Here is a 19,636-nt window from a genome sequence, read left to right on the forward strand (position 1 = left end):
GCGCGAGCGCAAACGAAGTGCGTTTGGCACGCCGTCTGCTGCGCTTTCTGATTGAATCGAAGATGTGGCTGACCCGGACGCGAAGCCGGTAGAGGTCACGTCCGGGCTAGAGGCCTGCTTTGAGGCGCTGTGGCTCTCTCTGTGGTGCGAAAGTATTCATAGTAACTTAAACATGGGGACGGAACTCTTGAAATCAAGCGCGCGGCTAGGAACGTGGATCGCTCTGAATTCGTGGATATCTCGCGGCCAGTAGACTTCCGGCAATCAGAGGGCGGTGAGGCCGAAAATTAGGAGGAATGCAGAAATACTGCACTGAAATGCCAGTTTATTTCATTGGACTAATATTGCCGCCTGGTTCTTGAATGGCTGCACGCGACAGGTCGTACGAACAGCCATTGGCCGCCGGAATTTCCGCGATCTCGGCTTTGAACGGAAAAAAGGATCTCCCCGATGAAAAAACTCTTCCTCGTACCTGTTCTGATACTGGACAGCTCGGTTTGTGCTATCGCGGCGGATGAAGTCGCAAAAGCGCCGCCAGCCGCGCCTTATCAGCAGGTCAGCAAGCTCGTGAAGTTACCCGATTTCCTCCCCGGCATGGGCCAGCTCTTCGTCGATCCGGCGACATTGCCGGCCGGTCCGTTCCTCGCCTATGATCATGACGGAAAGCTTGCCAGCACGATCTATATGCTGCCGACCAAGGATCTCAATCCGGACAAGTCTTTCGATAACCTTGCAGCGCCGGGCGGCAACGTCGACCATGTCGACGTCTACTACAATGCCGGCCATCCAGGCGTGGAAGAGCCGCATGTCCATGTGGTGCTGTGGCATGTTGCAGCGGCGGGCGAAGCGAGCGTCGCCAAATGACGATCGCGCGGCGTGAAGTGCTGGGCTTGGGCGGTGGGCTGGTCGCCGTCCTTTCCCTGTCCCAGCGGGACGTGTGGGCCGAAGAGGTCGTGGAGATTAGGATGCAGGGGCGCGCCGATGGCTCGCATGTCTGGTTCGACCCGATCGGTGTTCTGATCAAGCCGGGTCAGATGGTCCGCTGGACCAACTTCAACCCCGGCAATTCGCATACGACGACCGCCTATCATCCAGCAAACTTCGGGAGGCCGCTGCGCATGCCTGAATCGGCTAAATCCTGGGATTCAGACTATCTCCTGCCTGGCGAGAGCTTTTCGGTAACCTTCACCGAGCAAGGGGTTTATGACTATTATTGCGTTCCCCACGAGCAGGCTGGAATGGTCGGCCGCATCATAGTCGGCGAACCGGAAGCGCATGGCGGCTGGATGGAGGCGGTCGCCGCAAGCCGGGGCCTACCGGATGAGGCCCTCAAGGCGTTTCCGACGGTCGAAGAAATAAGGGCAAATCGGACAATCCGCTGAGTTTAGATATCGCGTGGCGCGTTTCGGCGGGTGTCGAGCCGACGAGCGAATAGATGAAGGCGATGGCGCGGGGACCGTAGTTTCCGAGCGGCATCGGAAACCATGAGAGGCTATCATGACAGATATGGCGATTCGGGCAGACCCATTGCTGCAATCGCAGACGGAGAGCAGCGGCGGGACACTGGCAGTAGAACAGCACGAACGCGCAATGCGCCGGCTTGCCTCCTTGGGCGAGATGACCGGCGGTATTGCCCATGATCTCAGGAACATCCTGGCGATTGTCGAATCGGGCCTGAGGCTCGCCGAAAGAAAAGCTGACCAGCCGGAGAGCGTGCGCGCCTTTATCGCGGCGGCGCGGGAAGGCGTCGATCGGGGCGTCGAACTGATATCGCAGTTGCTCGCTTTTGCAGACCATAGAGAACCCGACCTGCAAGTGCGCAACCTGAATGAGCTCGTCAGCTCTACCGGGCCATTCCTCCGGTATGGCGCGGGACCTGGCATCCGCGTCAGGCTCGCATTGGGTTCCGACATTCCAAGCTGTCTGATCGATCCGGCGTTGTTCGACGCCGCCGTTCTCAATCTTGTCCTTAACGCTCGCGATGCCATGCCAGGCGGCGGTGAGATTTGGATCGGAACGGAGCGGCTCGTCGCGACGAATTGTGCGAAAGGCGGGCCGGCGCCGGGAACCTACGCCCGGCTTCGCGTTAAGGACCACGGCTGCGGCATGCCACAGGACGTTCTGCAAAAGGTGCTGGACCCGTTCTTCACGACCAAGGGCGAGAACGGCACCGGAATGGGGTTAGCGCAGGTGCGCACTTTCATGCAGATGGTCGGCGGCCATCTGAGCATTGCCAGTGAACGAGGCACCGGAACCACAGTCGACCTGCTGTTTCCATTGCCCGACGCGGCCGCTTAGGCCTCAATGTTGCCTTCGGAGATCGCGCGCAAACCCGCAAGGGCAGGTCCCACGACACTCTCATCGGCATTTGCCGACCTCACCGAGTAAACCGGATAGGAATATTGCGGCATATCGGGTACGAGGTAGATCTCACCCGCAGCTAGATGCGGCTCCACTGCGCTCATCCTGAAATAGCCCGAGCCGCCGCTTTCGAGAACGTAGCCGAGAGCCAGGGGACCGAGATCGAAAGAGAGGTCCGGTGCGATATCTGGGAAATTCATGTCATGTTGCCGCCCGAAATCGGGCCCCCAATCCATGTAGATGTAACTCGTCTCCTCAAGGCGCTTCGCTTCCGGATCGGTTGTCACGAGCACGAGCTTTTCTTCCATCAGCAGGTCGATTCTAAGGCCGGGTCGATGCTGGGGAGCATACATGATCGCCACATCGACCATTCCCGAGGCGACCTGATTGATCAGATCCTGGGGCACGTCGACATGTACGCGCAGCGCGATGTCGGGAAGAAACTGGCGAATCCATATCACCCAGCTGAGCAGCAGTGGTTGCGCAAGAGTGACTTCGCTGCCGACCGTCAGCACAGCTCGGCGCCCTGCCGGTACTTTGACCTGTTGACGAGTGCGCTGCCATAACTGGACGAACGTTGGCGCGTGGCGCAGGAACTGCTCGCCTGCCGGCGTCAGTGACGCGCCGCCCTTGTTCCGAATGAACAGTGGCCGGCCAAGCAGTTGTTCGAGGTGACGAATCCGCGCGCTAACGGTCGTCTGAGCAACATTCAAGCGCTCGGAGGCTCGAATAAAACTTCCCGTTGAAACTATTTCCAAGAAAGTACGGGCGAGTTCAATGTCCATCTCAGTATAGCATAAAAGTTGCGCTTAAATGTCAATCAAATTCGTTTGCTAATTACTAGCCGAGCCGTAAGCTCGGGTTGAATCCAGCTAGCGCTGCATGCTGCGTAGACAGGCGGATCGAACGCGAGTGCCATCCTTGTTCGGCGCGGCGCGCTTGGCCCACTCGGCATGCGCGCAGCGACGCGCTCCTACGGCGTCGTCGTTCCCGACATCAAGATGGGGCATTTTATCGATGTGCCAGCAAGAGCTCCCTGAGAACGACGGCATCGTTGTGCGTCTCGTCACGCGCCGCATAGACGAGCGTGATCGGACCTTTAAGCGCCAGGTCGCGCAATCGATCAAATTCCTCGCGATGCGCCTCGATCTCAGCGGTATATCGCCGGCGGAACTCCTCCCAACGGGAGGGATCGTGAGCGAACCATTTCCGCAGCTCGGTGCTTGGCGCCAGCTCCTTAGCCCAATAATCAATTGCCGCATCGGTCTTCCTGACTCCGCGCGGCCACAGCCGGTCAACCAAGACACGCTTGCCGTCACTGTCCGTCGGACTCTCATAAGCACGCTTCAGTTTGACGTCCTCCCCAGAGATTTTGGTGGCCATGCACGTCGCTCCCACGCCTGCCTTCACGCAGATACGGCGCGCGTCCACATCTGCCACGACCAAATCACCTCGAACAGCGGGTCGCCAACGCATCACGCGACTATGCCAGGAGAAAAAGCGATGAAGTTCTTTGTCGACACAGCCGATATTGCCGAAATCCGCGAGCTCGCCACCGCAGGCGTTGTCGACGGGGTAACCACCAACCCGTCCTTGATCGCAAAGACCGGCCGACCGATCCGGGAGGTTGTCAAGGAGATCTGCGAAGCGATCGAGGGCCCGGTCTCAGCGGAGGTCACCGCGACTGAATTCGATGGCATGATCGCCGAGGGGGAGCAGTTGGCCAGCATAGCTGCGAATGTGGCCGTCAAGGTCCCCTCCACCTGGGATGGGTTCAGGGCTTGCCGGGCACTCAGCGAACGCGGGCTGGAGGTCAATGTTACCCTCTGCTTTTCAGCCAACCAGGCATTGTTCGCGGCGAAAGCCGGTGCCGCCTATATCTCCCCTTTCGTCGGCAGGCTGGACGACATCGGCCTCGATGGCATGGAAGTCGTCCGGGAAATTCGGGCGATCTACGACAACGACAAATCCTTCAATACGCAAATTCTGGCGTCCTCAATTCGCACGCCGCGGGCTGTCACGAAGGCTGCAATGGCGGGCGCCGATATCGCGACGGTGCCACCAGCAGTGCTTAGGAACCTGGCCAAACACCCGCTCACCGAGAAAGGACTGGTATCCTTCCTTGCCGACTGGGGCAGGACGGGGCAAGCTATTCTTTAGATGTCCTGTTGCCGCTTGTCTTGAGCGATCCAGCAGAAAAACTGCACGCAATGGACGATTATATTCGTTTGCTTAACAGACGAAGCGGCCACAAACTGGCTGGCGAGATCAAAGGCCGCGACCCGCAGAGTCGCTTTCAGCCCCCGCAACGGGCGCCATCTCGATAGCGAAGGAGAAACGAATGGCTGCTGAGCACAGAAGCATGAATGGGCCTGATCTGGCGCGGGGCATCAGACTTGCCGATCTTCCTGACGGCAGCAAGCTGGTCGGCCATTGCGGCGATGCGCAGGTGCTGCTTGTGCGCCGCGGGGAGGAGGTTTTCGCCGTCGACGCGCATTGTACGCACTACAACGGTCCGCTCGCAGACGGACTGGTGGCCGGCGACACCGTCCGCTGCCCGTGGCATCACGCATGTTTCAGCTTGAAGACCGGGGAGGCTCTGCGCGCACCCGCGTTCAGGCCGCTGGCATGCTGGTGGGTGGAACAGCGCGACGGCCATCTCTTCGTGGTTGGCAAGCGCAAGCGTACGGAAGCGGCAACGCGCGAGTTTCCCGTAGAGGCAATGCCGAAGAAGATCGTCATCATTGGTGGCGGGGCGGCAGGCTTTGCCGCCGCTGAGAAGCTGCGGCGAGAGCAATATGCCGGCAGCATCGTCATGCTCAGCGACGACGAGGCGGCGCCTGTCGACCGGCCGAACCTTTCAAAGGACTACCTTGCCGGCAAGGCGCCGGAGAGCTGGATCCCGCTACGGGGGGAGAGCTACTATTCAAGAAACCAAATCGATCTCCGTCTTGGGACGCAAGCTATGAGCATCGAACCGCGCACCCGCGAGGTCATCCTCGCGGACGGAGGCTCCGTCTCTTATGAAAAATTGCTGCTTGCGACCGGTGCAGAGCCCGTTCGCTTGACCATTCCAGGCGCCGACCAGCCCCATGTGCTCAAGTTACGCTCTCTCGCCGACTGCCGGGCCATAATCGAGCGGAGCGCGACGGCTCATCGGGTGGTCGTGCTTGGAGCGAGCTTTATCGGCCTCGAAGTCGCCGCGGCCCTGCGCGCTCGCGGCATCGAAGTCCATGTCGTTGCTCCCGACAAGCACCCGATGGGGCGGGTCCTGGGTCCGCAAATGGGCGACTTCATCCGAACCCTGCACGAGAAGAACGGGGTCGTTTTTCACCTCGAGGAGACTGCTAGCAGCATCAATGGAAACGAAGTGAAACTTCGCGGCGGCGGCACGCTGGTCGCTGACTTCCTGATCGTGGGCATCGGTGTGCGGCCACGGACGGAACTCGCTGAAACGGCAGGGTTGGCAACTGACCGCGGCGTCGTCGTGAATAGTTTTCTGGAAACCAGCGAACATGGGATCTTCGCGGCGGGTGACATCGCGCGCTGGCCCGGCCCCCATAGCGGAGAGAACATTCGCGTCGAACATTGGGTGGTGGCCGAACGGCAAGGGCAAATCGCGGCGCTCAATATGATCGGCCGGAGCGAGAAGTTTAATGCCGTACCGTTCTTCTGGAGCCAGCACTACGACGTCAGAATCAATTATGTCGGCCACGCGGAGGAGTGGGACGAGATCATGGTCGAAGGCGACATTTCCGGCACGGACTGTCTGCTGCGCTTCAAGCGCGACGGACGCGTACTGGCTGCCGCTTCGATATCCCGTGACATTGAAAATCTGATGATCGAGGTGGCAATGGAGGATGAAATGGTCGTCTGCTGACGAGGCAGATGCAGGCTTGCACCGCCGCAGCGAAGAAAGGAGGTCCTACCATGTCAACGTCGCCCGACCGCAATCCGGCTCCTGGCTTGCAGAGGACTACGCCCGCCAAGCACTACTCGAGGTCGATCATTTTCGTCGATGAGATTGCCAAGCACGAACCGCGCGGCACGTCGACCTCGGTTGATATTATTTCTCGCGATGGCATCAATTGGTACTGCCAGGTCCGTTGCGGCGAACAGAAGTCCCGGCCGATGGGGCCTTTCACCAAACGCAAGGCGGAGCAGGTTCAGGATGCCCGCAGGACGCGGATCGCGCAAATGGGCACGGCGTGGCTTATCTTTGAGCGAACCGGAGAGGACAGGTGATGACGCAAAATCAAGCAAGTTGTTTCGCGTGAAATAATCCTGGTCGAGTAAAGATGCCACTTCAGAAAGCCTGCATTGCGGATGGCAATCCGTAGCCGAGGGAAGTGGACACAACGCTGACGGTGCATAGGGTGTGTATCGCTGCTAGCTGAAGGCGACTGATTTCGCCCTGGCACCTCAACGACTGTCGTTTTCTGGCTGAAGGCGTAGCTTCGTTCAGGACCGTGAGTGTTGGCGCCATCAGACCAGCGGCCACGAAAATCGAACCGAGTACAGTTAGTTTTGCCGAATCATAATTGCGGCGAGGAGTTATGACATGAGCAATCGGCTTCAGTGTAGTCTAACGCCAAACGACCATGCGGTGCTTAGAGAGATTCTTGATCAAACCACGAGGGACAGCGCCTACCGCCGATTTCTCAGAACAAAGCTGGTGCAGGCTGAAATTTGCTCCTCCAGGAATGTTCCCGAGGACGTCGTGACCATAAATACTCGCGTGACCTTCTGCGTTCATGCCGGCGTGCCGAGAACAGCCAATCTGGTCCGCAACGGGAGCCGGGACTTTCCTAATTATACTGTCTCAGTAGAGTCGCTTTTGGGGTTGGGGGCTGCTCGGCCTGAGAGCGGGTCGGGCAATTGCCGTCGAAACAGAAGGGGGCGGTTTACAGAAGATCAACGTGATTAAAATTGATTTCCAGGCTCTTGCGCTTCCAGGCGCCCCAATGGTGACCACCTCGACGCTATCACCAAGGATCCGTTGGGATCGCAGTCAGGGTGTCGCCGAAGTATAAGGGAGGCCGATTGAACCATGTTGATATCCGGAAATGCAGAACCTGCACTGGACCGACTGAATCCCAACCATATCATCCTCGCGACCGACTTCAGCGCAAGATGCGACCGGGCACAGGACCGGGCGGTCCAGCTAGCGATCGAGTGGAACGCCACCCTGACTGCCGTTCACGCCCTCAGCGATATTGGCCTCACAACCCCCCCGTCGTTACGTGAAGCATACCGCACAGCCGCGATGCGCAACGCGGGTCTCCTGCGCCAGGAACTCGCCTCTACCGAAGGGCTTCGCTCCTCGGTGGTAGTGGAGGAGGGGCCGGTGGAGGCCGTGATCCTGGCTGCTGTCCGAGCCGCCCCCATTGACACCCGGCGGCTTGTCATTGTGCAGAAGCCTACGGATGTCGCTGCTACTTCCGCTTTACCATGTCGGACGCCATTCATACTCGAACTCGCGAAGACATTATCGGAGGGCGACTTCCGGCTGGCGGCAAGCTGAAGCTTGAGGGCCTGATGGACGAGTATGGCCTCGGCATGTCTCCCATCCTCGTTCCCGACCTTGTGACAACGGCAAAGGGATTGACAAACGGTGCCATCCCTATGGGTGCCGTGTTTGCCAGTCGCAAAGTCTACGACGGATTGATGACGGGACCAGAAAACGCCATCGAGCTATTCCACGGCTATACATATTCTGGACACCCGGTCGCGTGTGCTGCAGGCCTTGCAGCGCTTGAAATCTATAAAGAGGAGGGTCTTTTCAGTCGCGCTTCCGATCTTGCCAAAACTTGGGAAGATGCATTGCATTCCTTGAATGGGATACCAAACGTCATCGACATCCGAAACCTCGGCCTCGTTGGGGCAATCGAGCTTTCAGCACGCGATGGTGCTCCTGGTGCGCGCGCCTATGACGTGTTTACCAACTGCTTTCATAAAGGTCTTCTAATCCGAGTGACCGGGGATATCATTGCGCTTTCTCCTCCGTTAATCATCGATGAGATACAAATCGGAACAATCGTTTCCATCTTGGGCGATGCTTTGAAGCAGGCGACGTAACTCGACCCGCAGGAACCGCACTGTGCGTCAGCAGCCTATCCCGTCGCCCGGATCTTCCCGCTCGCTTCAGCATCTTGAGGCGGTTGATCTGCCCTTCGGCTTGACCGTTGCTCCAAGGTAGTTGAAGCCCTGCCGCCGCAACGCTTGAAGCGTGTCGAATATTTCTTGACGAGATCGCCTGTGCCCAAGCGGGCACGGCGCTGTTGTGACATGGTGCTGGCGATAGCATCTTCGGAGAGAATGAGTCTAACATTGGCGTGACCGTAAACGCTCATCTGTTCCTTGATTGCCTCCCTGAGATTTCGGACCAGATGGAAACGGTCGGCTACTTGGCGGGCCTGCGGTGCGCCCTCTCGGGCTGCCTGAGCATACATACCACAGCGATCTCGGCTAATGACCTCCATCGCCGGACGCTCTTGCAACCATGATTTCGCGCTCTCGACGCTACGGTCGTCCAGAACATCGACGACCGAATGGCGCTCGAGATCGACCATGATCGTCCCGTACCGGAACTGCCCGCCTTGAGCAGGTTCGAACCGGAGAGTTTTCGCCGGTGAACAGATCGGCGCAATGGTGCGCCCTTTCGTAACCGGTGTTCCGATCCCACATTGTCCTCGCCGCCCTGATCTGTGATCGCCTTTCCATGGACGAGCAACGGGAGTTTCTCCATGGAGAATACATTGGAGGTTCTCACGACCAGGAAGTCTGGACGTGAGGTTCACCGGCAGTGGCCGGACGAGGTCGAGGCTCAGATCGTTTCGGAGAGCCTCGGCCCGGCGCGATGGTGAATGAGGTCGCAGAGCGCCATGGCTTGAAGCCGAACCACCTTTCCACCTGGCGGACGATGGCGCGTCAGGGCAAATTGGTTCTGCCAGCACCCGAGGATGCGGTGGAGTTCGCAGCGGTGATCGTCGATCCACCTGTTTTGGAGCCGCCGATCAAGAAAGCTAGTCGCCCCGAGATCATGTTCGGTGCTGTCACTATCCGATGGAAGAAGGCGCATCTGCCGCCCGCATCGCCGCTGTAGCACGTGCCTGCGCGGTTTCGGCATGATCCTTCCATCGAACCGCGTTCGGATCATGGTGGCGACCAAGCCAGTCCACTTCCGCAAGGGTCATGATGGACTGGCGGCGCTGGTCAAAAATGAGCTGCACAAGAACCCGTTCACCGGGGCGGTCTTTGTATTCCACTACTGGGATGGCACCGGTCTGGTGATGGCCTACAAGCGCCTGGAGGAGCATCCTGGCCGGATATTCGGGACGGCTTGATGACCTTGGGCCATCCCCAATTCGAGGCGCTGTTTGGGGGGCTCGACTGGCGTCGGGTTCGTGCCGTTGAGGCAAGAGCGCCGACAGCAATCGAATAGGTGCGTCACGATGACTCGGGTGGCAAATTCCGGCGGTGAACCGTAAGCGGTGTCCACCTTGAGAAGGCCGACCACTTGCTTTATATGATGCGTGATGATTGATGCGCGAAGAGGCGGATATGAGAACGACCTTGGCAATTGACGACGATGTCCTGATCGCCGCAAAAGCGATGGCAACCCAGCAGCGCCGGAGCGTCGGCGAGGTCATTTCTGAGCTGGCGAGACGTTCTCTGCGCCGACCGCCCAGCAGCGGTGAGCGCAACGGTATTCCTCTCCTGTCAGCTCGGCCGGATGCGCCGCCAGTGACGCTCGAAATCGTGAACGCCTTGCGTGACGAACTGCCGTGACTTTCCTGCTCGACGTCAATGTGATGATTGCCTTAATCGATCCGGGCCATGTAGCCCATGATGATGCGCACGAATGGTTCGTGGCGATGGGTCAGACCGCGTGGGCTACCTGCCCCATTACCGAAAATGGTGTCATCCGGATTGTCGGCAACCCCAAATATCCCAACTCTCCCGGTTCACCGTCACTCGTGATGGAGATCGTCCGCAAATTGCGGTCGCTCCCCGGTCACAGTTTTTGGCCGGACGATGTGAGCCTTGTCGGGTCGGATGATATCGCTCCCACGAAAATTCTAACGTCGGGACAGGTCACTGACACCTACCTGCTTGCGCTAGCCAAGGCGCGTGGTGGCCAGCTGGCGACATTCGATCGCAAGCTGTCAGCAGCAGCGGTTACAAGGGGCAATTCTGCCTTGCACCTGATCACCACGAGTAGATCGTGAGTTCCCGTCGATCCATTAGGCGATCTTGTTAGACAAGAACGCGTGAAGACGCTCCCTTCGACCCAATGCAGAGTCCCAAGGACGGAGTTATGGTGGCCGCTCAGCCTCATTTCGGTCGTTCAGCCATCTCCGTGCTCATCTCGAAAGCAGATTTTTGAAGTTTCCCCTCGACTAGCACGCCCGGGCCAGCAGCACGATTCTGAGCGGCTGGTCTGCAGCTGGCCTGCAAGAAAGGGTCGTGCCGGCTCGCGCTCGGCCATCCTGGCGACGAGAAAATCGAGGAGAGCGCGCAGCGCTGCCGGCTGGTGCCGGTTGGCGGGAAAGACCGCCGTTATCGTCCCGCTCTGCCGGCCATAGCCCGGCAGCACCTGCACCAACTCACCTGTCTCGATGTATGGGGCGGTTACCACCGCCGGCAGCAGCGCAATACCGAGTCCGCAGAGCGCGGCACTGAGCTCGGCATGCGGCCCCTTGACGTTGACGCGGCCTGAAACAGTGATTTCAACCCGCCCCTCCGGTCCATCGAGGCTCCACGCCTCTTTCCCCAGATCGGACGAGAACAGCACGAAATCGTGAGCGACAAGAGAGTCCAGCCTCTCCGGCGCACCCCGTCGTGCGACATAGGCGGGGCTGGCAACGAGGATCAGGGATGAAGCCGCGAGACGGCGGCTGCGGTAACTGGAGTCGGGCTGCGGGCCGGTGAGGATGGCAAGGTCCAGCCTTTCGGCCAGCGGATCAATCTTGTCGTCGACCAGGCGCAACGAGATGCGCACTTGTTTGTGCGCGTCGAGAAATTCTGAAATCCAAGGAATGAGCGACATGGTGCCAAAATTGATGGGCGCCGAAACACGCAGCAGTCCCGACGGCTCGGCGCGCGCCGCCATGACCGCTTCGCCGGCCGCTCCGATGAGCCCCAGGCCCTCTGCCGCCGCCTCGTGGTAGGCGCGGCCGAGCTCGGTCAACTCCACCCGGCGTGTGTTGCGATAGAACAGCTGCGCCCCCAGCGCTGCTTCGAGCCGCGCAACGATCCGGCTGACGGTCGCGCGCGGCATGCCGAGCTCGCGCGCCGCGGCGCTAAAGCTGCCGGCCCCGGCGACCTTGTTAAACACGGCGATGCCATTGAGGTCGAGTTTTTGTTGTTTCATATGTAGCAGTCTGTTTCGATTGTTAGCTCTAGCGGCACGATACGCCACCATGCGACCCTTCGGCGAGGATGGGGACCTTCCCGCAGTCAATCAACCAAGGAGAGCAAAATGAGCCAAATCACCGACACTCCAGCCGGAATGCGCATCCGGCGGCGCACGGTTCTGCAAGCCGGCGCCGCCGTCCTCCTCGTTGCCGCGGGTCCGCTGCGCGCCCAGGAGACGCCGCCGCCGATCGTCCTCATCACCGGCACTAGCTCCGGCTTCGGTCGGAAGATGGCAGAGGGCTTCGCCCGCCGAGGCTCACGGGTTTTTGCCACCATGCGCGACATGGAACGTCGCAACGCCCCTGCGGCCAAGGAGCTGCGCACTCTGGCGGCGCAGGAGAAGCTTGCCATCGAGGTACTCGAACTCGACGTACTGAGCGATGTATCTATCGCCGCGGCCGTCGAGCGCGCCATCACCCGTGCCGGCCGCATCGACCTCCTCGTCAGCAACGCCGGCATCGTTGTGCCGGGTCCGGTCGAGCTGCAGCCGCCCGCATATTTCCAATCCAATATCGAGACCAATGCCTTCGGCGCCATGCGGGTCATCAAGGCGGTCGTCCCGCATATGCGGCAGGCGGGCCAGGGCACGATCATCCAGATGTCGGGTGCGCTCGGCCGGGCGATCGACCCGATGCTCGGTGGCTACTGCGCCTCCAAGCTCGTCCTCGAGGCCGCGTGCGATGCCCTCGGCTACAAACTGGCCGCCTCCAATATTGAGGTGGCCGTGGTTCAGCCGGCGGGCGCCTATCCGACGCGGTTTCAGAGCAACGGCCTCCGCTACTGGGAGGAACTGCTCGCAAGCCTTGGCCCGGAAGAACGGCCCATGCTCGACCTCTATGCGCCGCACATTAAGGCGATGCTCGCCGGGCTCGAGCCTGACACCAGCCTTGATCCGCAGGAGGTGGCCGACGCTGTTCTCAGGCTGGCGGCGATGGGGTTCGGCACGCGGCCGAACCGGCTGACCGTCGGCCCCTACATTGACGGCATCGATCCGGTGAACGCCGCCCACGGGCAGCTGCAGACCGATATGATAGGCCACTCGCCGGCCGCCAGCCTCTTCACCCTCAAGTGACGGCCGACGGTCAGTCGAACATCTTTGTGAATGCTTTAGCAAGGGCGGCATGCTGCCGTCGGTGGTCCCGGCGGTTTCTTCTCCTGGACGATCATGTGCGACAATTGCTTGTAGCGTGACAACAGATAGGTCAGCTCGGCTTGCTCGACGCTGGGCTGACAAAGCAGGCGTGTTTCCATGCGCCGTCCATAGTCGGTCAGAACGAAGGCGTCGATCTTGTCGGTCTTGGAAAGCTGAACGGCCTTCTCGGGATAGGTGTCGGCAAGCTCGATGACCTCAAGCAAGTACACCGTGACACGGTAGGTGTTCGGACCGCCCTCCTTCCTATATTCCAACGAGCCGAACACAGTTCGCTCTATCGAACCGGATACGCCGGCTTCCTCGAACGCTTCACGAGCTGCAGCTGCGTCCGTGGTCTCGCCAGGATCGACGTGACCCCCCATCGGCCGTTGCGCTTGCTTCCGACAAGTAGGACCTCTAGCCGTTTCCTCTTGTCGCGCCGACAACAGATTGCGCCCACCTGCTGAACTTCGAGAGCCGTATCGTGCTGGTTACGGGCCACCGTGGTCATGCAGATCCTTTCATGTGATAAAATGTCCTTGTAGCTTAGGTTCAGTGGAACAACACAAAGACGAACCATCCAGATGTCTGGTGCATTATCAAGCGAACGAGCAGGAGGGAATATTGGCTGAAGAGGTCGAACTTAAGCTGGAACTCGCTCCCGGCGCTGTCGAGGACGCTCTTGGGTCCGGGCTGCTTGGCGAACCGACGAGCATCCTTCAGCAAACCTCGACATATTTCGATACGACAGATCGAAAACTATTCGACCGCGGCTTCACACTCCGCATCCGGAAGACCGGAAATAGTCTCGTCCAGACAGTAAAGGCCATCGGGGAAAGCGCGTCGTTGTTTGCCCGGTCGGAATGGGAGACTCCGGTGGAGCAAGGCCAGCCTGTCCTCGATCATTCCAGCCCGATTGAAAACGAGTTCGGGATAGACATCGTTCTCGTGCCGAAGTTCGACGTTGAGATCGAGCGTCGCATCTGGAATTTCGACGAACAGCATTCGAAGATCGAGGTTGCAGTCGATCAGGGCGAGGTGGTCTCCGGGGAGCGGCGAATGTCCGTCCGAGAGGTCGAACTCGAACTCAAAGACGGCGATCCCGCGGACCTGTTCATCTTTGCCCGAAAACTTGACGCCACCGCGCCTTTCCGGTTCGGCGTGCGGTCGAAGGCGGAACGCGGATTTGCACTGATCGACGCCGAGCGATTGGTTTACAAAGCCGAACGCCTTCACCTCGAAAAGAGTATGCGTGCCAGCACCTCCTTCCAAACGATTGCCGAATCGTGTTTCCGGCATTTCCGCCTCAACGAAGATATTCTGCTGCGACAGCGCAACCCGGAGGCCCTCCACCAGGCTCGTGTCGCTATCCGGCGCCTTCGCTCCGCCTTCTCGATTTACAAGCCGATGCTGCCCGGGGACGAGCCACAGCGGCTGAAGGATGAGTTCCGATGGCTGGCGCAGGTGCTTGGTGAAGCCCGAAACGTCGATGTCCTGCTGCCGAAGGCTAACGATGCCGATGTGCGCTCCCGCCTAGATGACGCAAGGGAAAAGGCTTACGACGACGCTATTGCAGCTCTCACGTCGAGCCGCGCGCGGGCTCTCATGCTCGACTTCAACGAGTGGCTCCGGTGCGGCGGGTACCTATCACACGATCAAACCGCCAAGATCCGAGAACAGCCGGCGGCAGACTTTGCCCGCTCGGCATTACAGCGAATGCGCAAGAAGTTGAAGAAGCATGGGCAGGCGCTTGCCGAAACCGACGATGAGCATCGTCATGAGGCACGCAAGGATGCAAAGAAATTTCGCTACGCCGCCGAATTCTTCGCCACTTTGTTCGACGACAAGCGCGGTGAACGTCGCCATGAGAAGTTTATCGCCCTGATGGCAAGCCTTCAGGATGAGCTCGGTGCGCTGAACGATCTGGTGACCGGCCCCGACGTTCTGGAAAAGCTCGGTCTTTCCGAGCATCCGGCTCGGGACGGGGTGGTTTCGCATGCGGACAAGTCGAGACTGATCGATGCCGCCCAGATCGCACTGGACGAGGTCATTGATGCAAAGCGGTTTTGGAAATGAACCCAGCTTCGTGAATCAAAGAAATCCTCACGTTATCGAACCGTCTAACCACGCGAGCGGGACAAAACCTTATCATCGAACTAATGCTCGCGTGCGAGAGCGTGCCCATGATTGTCAGCGTCGTCGAAAATCCTGCGTCTGCACCTTTATCGCGTGAGGCATGGTTCAGACGTGCCGGCGACGTGCAATAACTAATCACACTCGCGAGAATTGCGTGAGCATGATAACCTTCGATCGTTTAAGGGAGGGGCGGCATCATGAGAATTCGTGAGCTACTGGTAGGGGCGCTGGCTGTCCTGCCATCTGCGGCATTGGCATCTCAATCTACCACGATTCCTGAAATCCAGAGTGCGGGCCATTCATCGGCGCTTGACGGCAGAATGGTTCGCTTTGAGGGCGTCGTCACGCAACTACGGGACGGCAGCTTCTATGTACAGGATCCGGTTGGCGACGGCGACGATATGACCTCAGACGGCATCCTCGTCAGGCGCAAACCTGCCGGGCTATCAACCGGCGACATGGTGAGGATCGAGGGAGTTGTCGAAGAACAGCAAGGCAAATTCATCGAATTCACCCAGACAACCATCAAGGACCTGGTCTACAAGAAGATCGGACAAGGGGTTCTACCCAATCCGGTGATTGTCGGTGGCGGGCACTTGCCTCCGACAGAAACCGTCGTCTCGACGGCCAGAGGATTCGATCCCAGCCGATCGGGAGCGGACTTCTTCGAGACACTGGAAGGCATGATGATCGAGGTCAAGTCGCCGATCGTCGTCGGCCCTATGAAAGGGGATATCTTTTACGTGGTCGCCGATCAGGGCAAGAACGCAACTGGTATGAATTCCCTTGGTGGCATCACCGCGACGCCGGGCGACGCGAACCCTGAGCGTATCCGCGTCAAAATCGATAAGCCGCTGCTGCCTGAGAACTTTCAAGTCAGCCTTGGCGATACCTTCACGTCGCTCAAGGGAGCCGTCACGACTGACGGCGGCGCTTACGGAATTCAGCTTTCCGAGCCATCGGGCTACTCAGCTAAAGCCTGGACGTCGACATCCGTAGCCTCGCCGCCGGAAGCAGATGTTCTCACGATCGCCAGCTACAACGTGGAGAACCTCGATACCCGTTTGGAGGATGTGACGATGGTCCCGTCCAAGGATGATATCGACGACGATGTGGGCGACGGCAAGTTCGCAGCTATAGCAAAGCATATCGTCGGACTTCTCGGCTCCCCGGACGTCGTGGCGTTGCAAGAGGTCCAGGACGACGATGGAGGCGAGTACAGCGACGCTGTCGGTGGGGGCAAAACTCTCCAAGCGCTCTTAGATGCAATCGTCGTGGAAGGCGGGCCCATTTACAAGACCATCTCATTCGACCCCATCGACGATGCCGAAGGAGGCCAACCCGGCGCCAACATCCGCGTCGCATTCCTCTACAACCCCGAAAGGGTGGCAGCTGACCTCGCCAACGCGCGTCGGATCGAAGACGCTTCGTTCGAACGGACGCGGCTCCCACTCGCTGTGCCATTCATTTTCACTGGCAGGCAGGTAATGGTGATCAATGTCCACTTCTCATCGAAAAGCGGAAGCGATCCCCTCTACGGCAAGAACCAACCTCCTAAGGATGCGACGCTCGCTGCGAGAACCGAACAAGCTCGAGCAGTGAGAGCTTTCATACGAACACTACCGGCTGACGCGAACCGCTCGGTGCTTGTTGTGGGCGACTTCAACACTCTTTGGTACGAGGAGCCGATGCTTCTCCTGACAGGCGGCGATCCCGCGATGTCAAATCTCGCTTTAGTCGAGCCGCCAGAAGAGCGGATCAGTTATGTCTTCGACGGCAACTCCCAGTCTCTCGACCAGGTCCTAGTGTTGCTTGGATCAAACCAGTCGGCCGTTTTGACCACTGCACACGTGAATTCCGTTATGCCTGAATCGAAACAGACCAGCGACCATGATCCGAAATACGTGAAGCTGAAGATTCATTGATAGGTTTGGAGTCGGAACCGTCGCGCGGTTTCGTCGCGGGTATCTCGGACACTGGCACATTGATCGCCTTGATGGGATCAGAACCTACGACCCCCGTCATTCGCCGTCTGCCGCGGTTGAAAGGAGGTGAGCTGATGCCTGTCACGCCCTTCTGACGTAGATGCTCGCCGTTGCGTGGGTGCCGGAAATTTCCGTCGACGCCCCCGCGGCTCGCGAGAGCGAAAGAAGGCCGCGATCATCGCGCTCGGCCTCGTTGGCAGGAAACCGCCCGTCAGCAAAAGCACTCTGCGCGGCAGGGTCCAGATCCGCCCAGAAGCCGTCCGTCCCGATAAGCAGCTCCTGGTCGTGCAGGTCGATCAATGTCAGATCGGGAGCCACGAAGTTTCTCGATCGGAGGCTACGCGTGAGAGCATGTCTTGCGTCTAGTTTGGCGAGAATGGCATGCGGGATGGCGTATAGCGCGTTTGCAAGCGTATGTGGCTGCATAAGCCACGATATCTGCCCATTACCGTCGCGATGGGCGAGAAGGCAATCACCTGCGTGCAATGCGATGGCCTGCCGTGTAGCGTCTGCACAAAACAGGGCGTAGCTTGCTGAGTCGTTTCGAAAGTCCCCAGCGAGGGCCGCATGAATGTCGCGAAGCTTCTCCGTGATGGTCGCGGCCGTGATGTTGGCGGTTGTCGTCACGAACCAATCGACCACGCGCTGCGCGATCTCTCGCGCAAACAGCCCGCTCGCCGGTCCTGAGGTCGATCCGTCGAGAACGATTGCCAGGATTGAATCACCGCGAATGCCGACGCCGGCATGATCACGATTGTCGGCTGTTCTCGTTCCATGCTGACAATACCATTGAATCGCAAAGGCCATGTCAGCGGCTGCTCAATTGGCTTATCGCAATCAGGCGCTCATAGACAATGTCGGTGCGGCCTGCCGGGCCGCGAACATTTCCTTCAAGGAAATGGTCAAAGTTCGGATCTTCCAGTACCGCGGTTATCTGCTCGGCAATATAGGCCTGGATGTCGGGCTCAGCCGCCGCGATCTCCTCCACAAGCTCCTCCCGACCATCGACGAGCAGAAGAATGTCCTCGGCATCACGACTACCGATGAGGTCGTCCCTACCACGTCCAAGGTACGCTTCGAGCTTGGTCGCGACAAAAAGAGGAGGTGTAAGGCACCGGATCTCCAGCCCCTCCTCCAGTGCCGCCGGGACGGCCGTCTCGATGCCTTTGGCGTACCAGCGATTGCTGAAGCCGAGGATCGTTTTGTCGTCCGGCATGAAGTCGACCTTTAGCTCACCGAGCTTCATGCGGCAGATGACGTTGTCGTCGGCCGCTTCGGCGAAGCCACGCTCACGCAGCCGAGCCATCAGGTTCGCCCATTCGGCGAAACCGGCGAGATCGACAATCAGGTCGACATCGTCGGTCGCCCTGACGCCTTCCAGTGTGATCGGGTCGGTGATGTAGAGCGCGGTCGTGCAGCCGCCGACAAAGACGAGGCGTGCTCGAAGCTCGTCACCGAGAGCCAAGGCGACGGCTTTCAACATTTCCTTCAACTGGCCCTGAATGGTCATGCCAGCCTCTCGGTCAGCAGACTGGTAGCCAGATTGGCCTCGCGCGGATTGCCGAGGCGAATGGCATCTACCAGTGCGAGGTAGGCATAGAGACGCTCGTCCTTTTCCGCAGCTTCCGGCACGGTTTTGAAGAGCGGCTCAATAGCTTGGCCCATCTCCCGGCCACGTGCATAGGGCCAGACGCTGATGAGGCTGCCGGCACTGTGCAAGGATTCTCGAAGAATAGGCGCAGCAAATGCCGTCGGCAGCCCACGCTGCATGGCGCCCGGCTTTACCGGGAAGACAAACCTTAGTCCGTGGACGATGAACTCGAGAAACTGACGCCGGTTCACCCTCGGCCGGCCGGTCTTCCTGTCCTTGACTGCAATGCCGGAGCTGAGGCTGCGTTTGATCGAGGCGCTGACCTCGGTCTTGCTGATCCCGAGGGCTGTTTCGAGGCCCCGCACAGAATAGGGATCCTCGCCCATTGCGACTCCATGGTGTGCAGGTTGTTGACCGTTCTCTTGCTCGCCGTCCTCCAAGCTTGCCAGCTTGAGCAGGACGACCACATCCTGGCTCTTCATCATTGAAATTACCTATGTCCTTTGTCCTCGGACAAAGGACACTTTCATATCGATGATCGGTCTGTCAACGTCGCGCCGCAGAAACGGGCACATTCGATAAATTTCACGTTGTCCTCTGTCCGCGGACTGAGGACGGTATTCCTTAGGGCAGACTCGAAGATGATCCATAAACGCGGATATTTCCTAAAGGCGTTGATCGGATTCGAACCGACGAACCTCCGCGAATGTTTATCAACCCTTTGAAAGATTTCCTAATCTCATATTTAGATATGGGAGGCGAACCTACTCCCGAAAAGGGGCCGGCATTGACCAGATGGGACAGAATCCGCGCCGTTCTTGTCGCATTGACCGAGAGATAGCGAGATTTCAGGCATATTGTTGCGATCCCATACCAAAGGCGACGCGGCCTGTGCCTACGGAAGGCCGCAAGAGCCTCATCCTCGGTTAGCGCCTCAACGACCGGAACCTGCGGGACAGGGCAAAGGGATGGATCGGACGCGATGGCGTTGGCCAGGCGCGATCCTTCGAG

The 19,636-nt window shown here is 59.1% G+C and carries 20 protein-coding genes and 4 pseudogenes; 15 read left to right on the forward strand and 9 right to left on the reverse strand.

Annotation, left to right across the window (positions count from 1 at the left end; all coding sequences use genetic code 11):
* Positions 1-450 precede the first annotated feature (450 nt).
* The 3 genes from AM571_RS34980 to AM571_RS34990 all read left to right on the forward strand — a co-directional run bounded on the left by AM571_RS34980 (position 451) and on the right by AM571_RS34990 (position 2,298).
* The gene (locus AM571_RS34980; protein ID WP_074065462.1) at positions 451-864 is read left to right on the forward strand and encodes a DUF5602 domain-containing protein; all 414 of its coding nucleotides are present in this window, start codon (positions 451-453) and stop codon (positions 862-864) included.
* Entirely contained in the window at positions 861-1,382 is a 522-nt protein-coding gene (locus AM571_RS34985) for a plastocyanin/azurin family copper-binding protein (protein WP_074065463.1), read from the forward strand. The genes AM571_RS34980 and AM571_RS34985 overlap by 4 nt, the downstream gene beginning before the upstream one ends.
* 115 nt (positions 1,383-1,497) lie before the next feature.
* A complete protein-coding gene (locus tag AM571_RS34990) occupies positions 1,498-2,298 on the forward strand; it encodes a two-component system sensor histidine kinase NtrB (protein WP_081377286.1) in 801 nt (266 codons plus the stop codon).
* On the opposite strand, the gene AM571_RS34995 is transcribed toward AM571_RS34990, so the two are convergent.
* The gene (locus tag AM571_RS34995) at positions 2,295-3,146 is read right to left on the reverse strand and encodes a LysR family transcriptional regulator (protein WP_074065464.1); all 852 of its coding nucleotides are present in this window, start codon (positions 3,144-3,146) and stop codon (positions 2,295-2,297) included. The genes AM571_RS34990 and AM571_RS34995 overlap by 4 nt on opposite strands.
* A 226-nt stretch (positions 3,147-3,372) precedes the next feature.
* Complete coding sequence (locus AM571_RS35000) at positions 3,373-3,744, reverse strand: DUF488 domain-containing protein (RefSeq protein WP_074065465.1); 372 nt, start codon at positions 3,742-3,744, stop codon at positions 3,373-3,375.
* Positions 3,745-3,864: 120 nt separating this feature from the next.
* Between AM571_RS35000 and fsa the strand changes: the two genes are divergently transcribed.
* The 5 genes and pseudogenes from fsa to AM571_RS35025 form a co-directional block, all read left to right on the forward strand.
* Complete coding sequence (gene fsa, locus AM571_RS35005) at positions 3,865-4,521, forward strand: fructose-6-phosphate aldolase (RefSeq protein WP_074065466.1); 657 nt, start codon at positions 3,865-3,867, stop codon at positions 4,519-4,521.
* A 181-nt stretch (positions 4,522-4,702) separates the two neighbouring features.
* Positions 4,703-6,241, forward strand: a complete 1,539-nt coding sequence (locus AM571_RS35010) for an FAD-dependent oxidoreductase (protein ID WP_074065467.1) — start codon at positions 4,703-4,705, stop codon at positions 6,239-6,241.
* Between the two features lie 50 nt (positions 6,242-6,291).
* Positions 6,292-6,606 (forward strand): hypothetical protein, encoded by a 315-nt coding sequence (locus AM571_RS35015; protein ID WP_074065468.1) that lies wholly within the window; start codon positions 6,292-6,294, stop codon positions 6,604-6,606.
* An 805-nt stretch (positions 6,607-7,411) separates the two neighbouring features.
* Entirely contained in the window at positions 7,412-7,885 is a 474-nt protein-coding gene (locus AM571_RS35020) for a universal stress protein (protein ID WP_074065469.1), read from the forward strand.
* A 47-nt stretch (positions 7,886-7,932) separates the two neighbouring features.
* Positions 7,933-8,439: pseudogene (locus tag AM571_RS35025) on the forward strand (aminotransferase class III-fold pyridoxal phosphate-dependent enzyme); the annotation flags it as partial.
* Positions 8,440-8,556: 117 nt separating this feature from the next.
* Here AM571_RS35025 and AM571_RS35030 read toward each other — a convergent pair.
* Positions 8,557-8,945, reverse strand: a pseudogene (locus AM571_RS35030) (transposase); the annotation flags it as partial.
* 275 nt (positions 8,946-9,220) lie between these two features.
* Between AM571_RS35030 and AM571_RS36015 the strand changes: the two are divergent.
* From AM571_RS36015 to AM571_RS35045, 4 genes are all read left to right on the forward strand, one after another.
* A complete protein-coding gene (locus AM571_RS36015; RefSeq protein WP_207900841.1) occupies positions 9,221-9,466 on the forward strand; it encodes a transposase in 246 nt (81 codons plus the stop codon).
* A 22-nt stretch (positions 9,467-9,488) separates the two neighbouring features.
* Positions 9,489-9,707 (forward strand): IS66 family insertion sequence element accessory protein TnpB, encoded by a 219-nt coding sequence (gene tnpB / locus AM571_RS36020; RefSeq protein WP_420493397.1) that lies wholly within the window; start codon positions 9,489-9,491, stop codon positions 9,705-9,707.
* Between the two features lie 217 nt (positions 9,708-9,924).
* The gene (locus tag AM571_RS35040; RefSeq protein WP_132549736.1) at positions 9,925-10,152 is read left to right on the forward strand and encodes a CopG family transcriptional regulator; all 228 of its coding nucleotides are present in this window, start codon (positions 9,925-9,927) and stop codon (positions 10,150-10,152) included.
* On the forward strand, positions 10,149-10,592 hold the full coding sequence (locus tag AM571_RS35045; protein ID WP_074065470.1) for a TA system VapC family ribonuclease toxin: 444 nt from the start codon (positions 10,149-10,151) through the stop codon (positions 10,590-10,592). The genes AM571_RS35040 and AM571_RS35045 overlap by 4 nt, the downstream gene beginning before the upstream one ends.
* Before the next feature lie 119 nt (positions 10,593-10,711).
* Here AM571_RS35045 and AM571_RS35050 read toward each other — a convergent pair whose 3' ends face one another.
* Positions 10,712-11,737, reverse strand: coding sequence for a LysR family transcriptional regulator (locus tag AM571_RS35050; RefSeq protein WP_074065471.1), 1,026 nt, complete (start codon positions 11,735-11,737; stop codon positions 10,712-10,714).
* A 108-nt stretch (positions 11,738-11,845) separates the two neighbouring features.
* On the opposite strand from AM571_RS35050, the gene AM571_RS35055 reads away from it, so the two are divergent.
* On the forward strand, positions 11,846-12,853 hold the full coding sequence (locus AM571_RS35055; protein ID WP_081377289.1) for an SDR family oxidoreductase: 1,008 nt from the start codon (positions 11,846-11,848) through the stop codon (positions 12,851-12,853).
* Positions 12,854-12,930: 77 nt separating this feature from the next.
* Here AM571_RS35055 and AM571_RS38610 read toward each other — a convergent pair.
* Positions 12,931-13,089, reverse strand: a pseudogene (locus AM571_RS38610) (IS110 family transposase); the annotation flags it as partial.
* Positions 13,090-13,197: 108 nt separating this feature from the next.
* Positions 13,198-13,359: pseudogene (locus tag AM571_RS38615) on the reverse strand (NUDIX domain-containing protein); the annotation flags it as partial.
* A gap of 178 nt (positions 13,360-13,537) precedes the next feature.
* Here AM571_RS38615 and AM571_RS35065 point away from each other — a divergent pair.
* Both AM571_RS35065 and AM571_RS35070 read left to right on the forward strand, forming a co-directional pair.
* Positions 13,538-14,989 (forward strand): CHAD domain-containing protein, encoded by a 1,452-nt coding sequence (locus AM571_RS35065; protein WP_074065473.1) that lies wholly within the window; start codon positions 13,538-13,540, stop codon positions 14,987-14,989.
* Positions 14,990-15,246: 257 nt separating this feature from the next.
* Entirely contained in the window at positions 15,247-16,974 is a 1,728-nt protein-coding gene (locus AM571_RS35070; RefSeq protein ID WP_132549724.1) for an endonuclease/exonuclease/phosphatase family protein, read from the forward strand.
* A 141-nt stretch (positions 16,975-17,115) separates the two neighbouring features.
* Here AM571_RS35070 and AM571_RS35075 read toward each other — a convergent pair whose 3' ends face one another.
* Genes AM571_RS35075 through AM571_RS35085 form a run of 3 tightly spaced genes read right to left on the reverse strand, consistent with a single transcriptional unit; the run spans position 17,116 to position 19,107 of the window.
* Positions 17,116-17,841: a protein phosphatase 2C domain-containing protein gene (locus tag AM571_RS35075; protein ID WP_074065475.1), complete on the reverse strand. Its 726-nt coding sequence runs from the start codon at positions 17,839-17,841 to the stop codon at positions 17,116-17,118.
* A gap of 1 nt (position 17,842) precedes the next feature.
* The gene (locus AM571_RS35080; RefSeq protein ID WP_074065476.1) at positions 17,843-18,544 is read right to left on the reverse strand and encodes a hypothetical protein; all 702 of its coding nucleotides are present in this window, start codon (positions 18,542-18,544) and stop codon (positions 17,843-17,845) included.
* A complete protein-coding gene (locus AM571_RS35085; protein ID WP_074065761.1) occupies positions 18,541-19,107 on the reverse strand; it encodes a hypothetical protein in 567 nt (188 codons plus the stop codon). The genes AM571_RS35080 and AM571_RS35085 overlap by 4 nt, the downstream gene beginning before the upstream one ends.
* Between the last annotated feature and the right edge of the window lie 529 nt (positions 19,108-19,636).

The sequence above is a fragment of the Rhizobium etli 8C-3 genome, from assembly GCF_001908375.1.
GTDB lineage: Bacteria > Pseudomonadota > Alphaproteobacteria > Rhizobiales > Rhizobiaceae > Rhizobium > Rhizobium etli_B.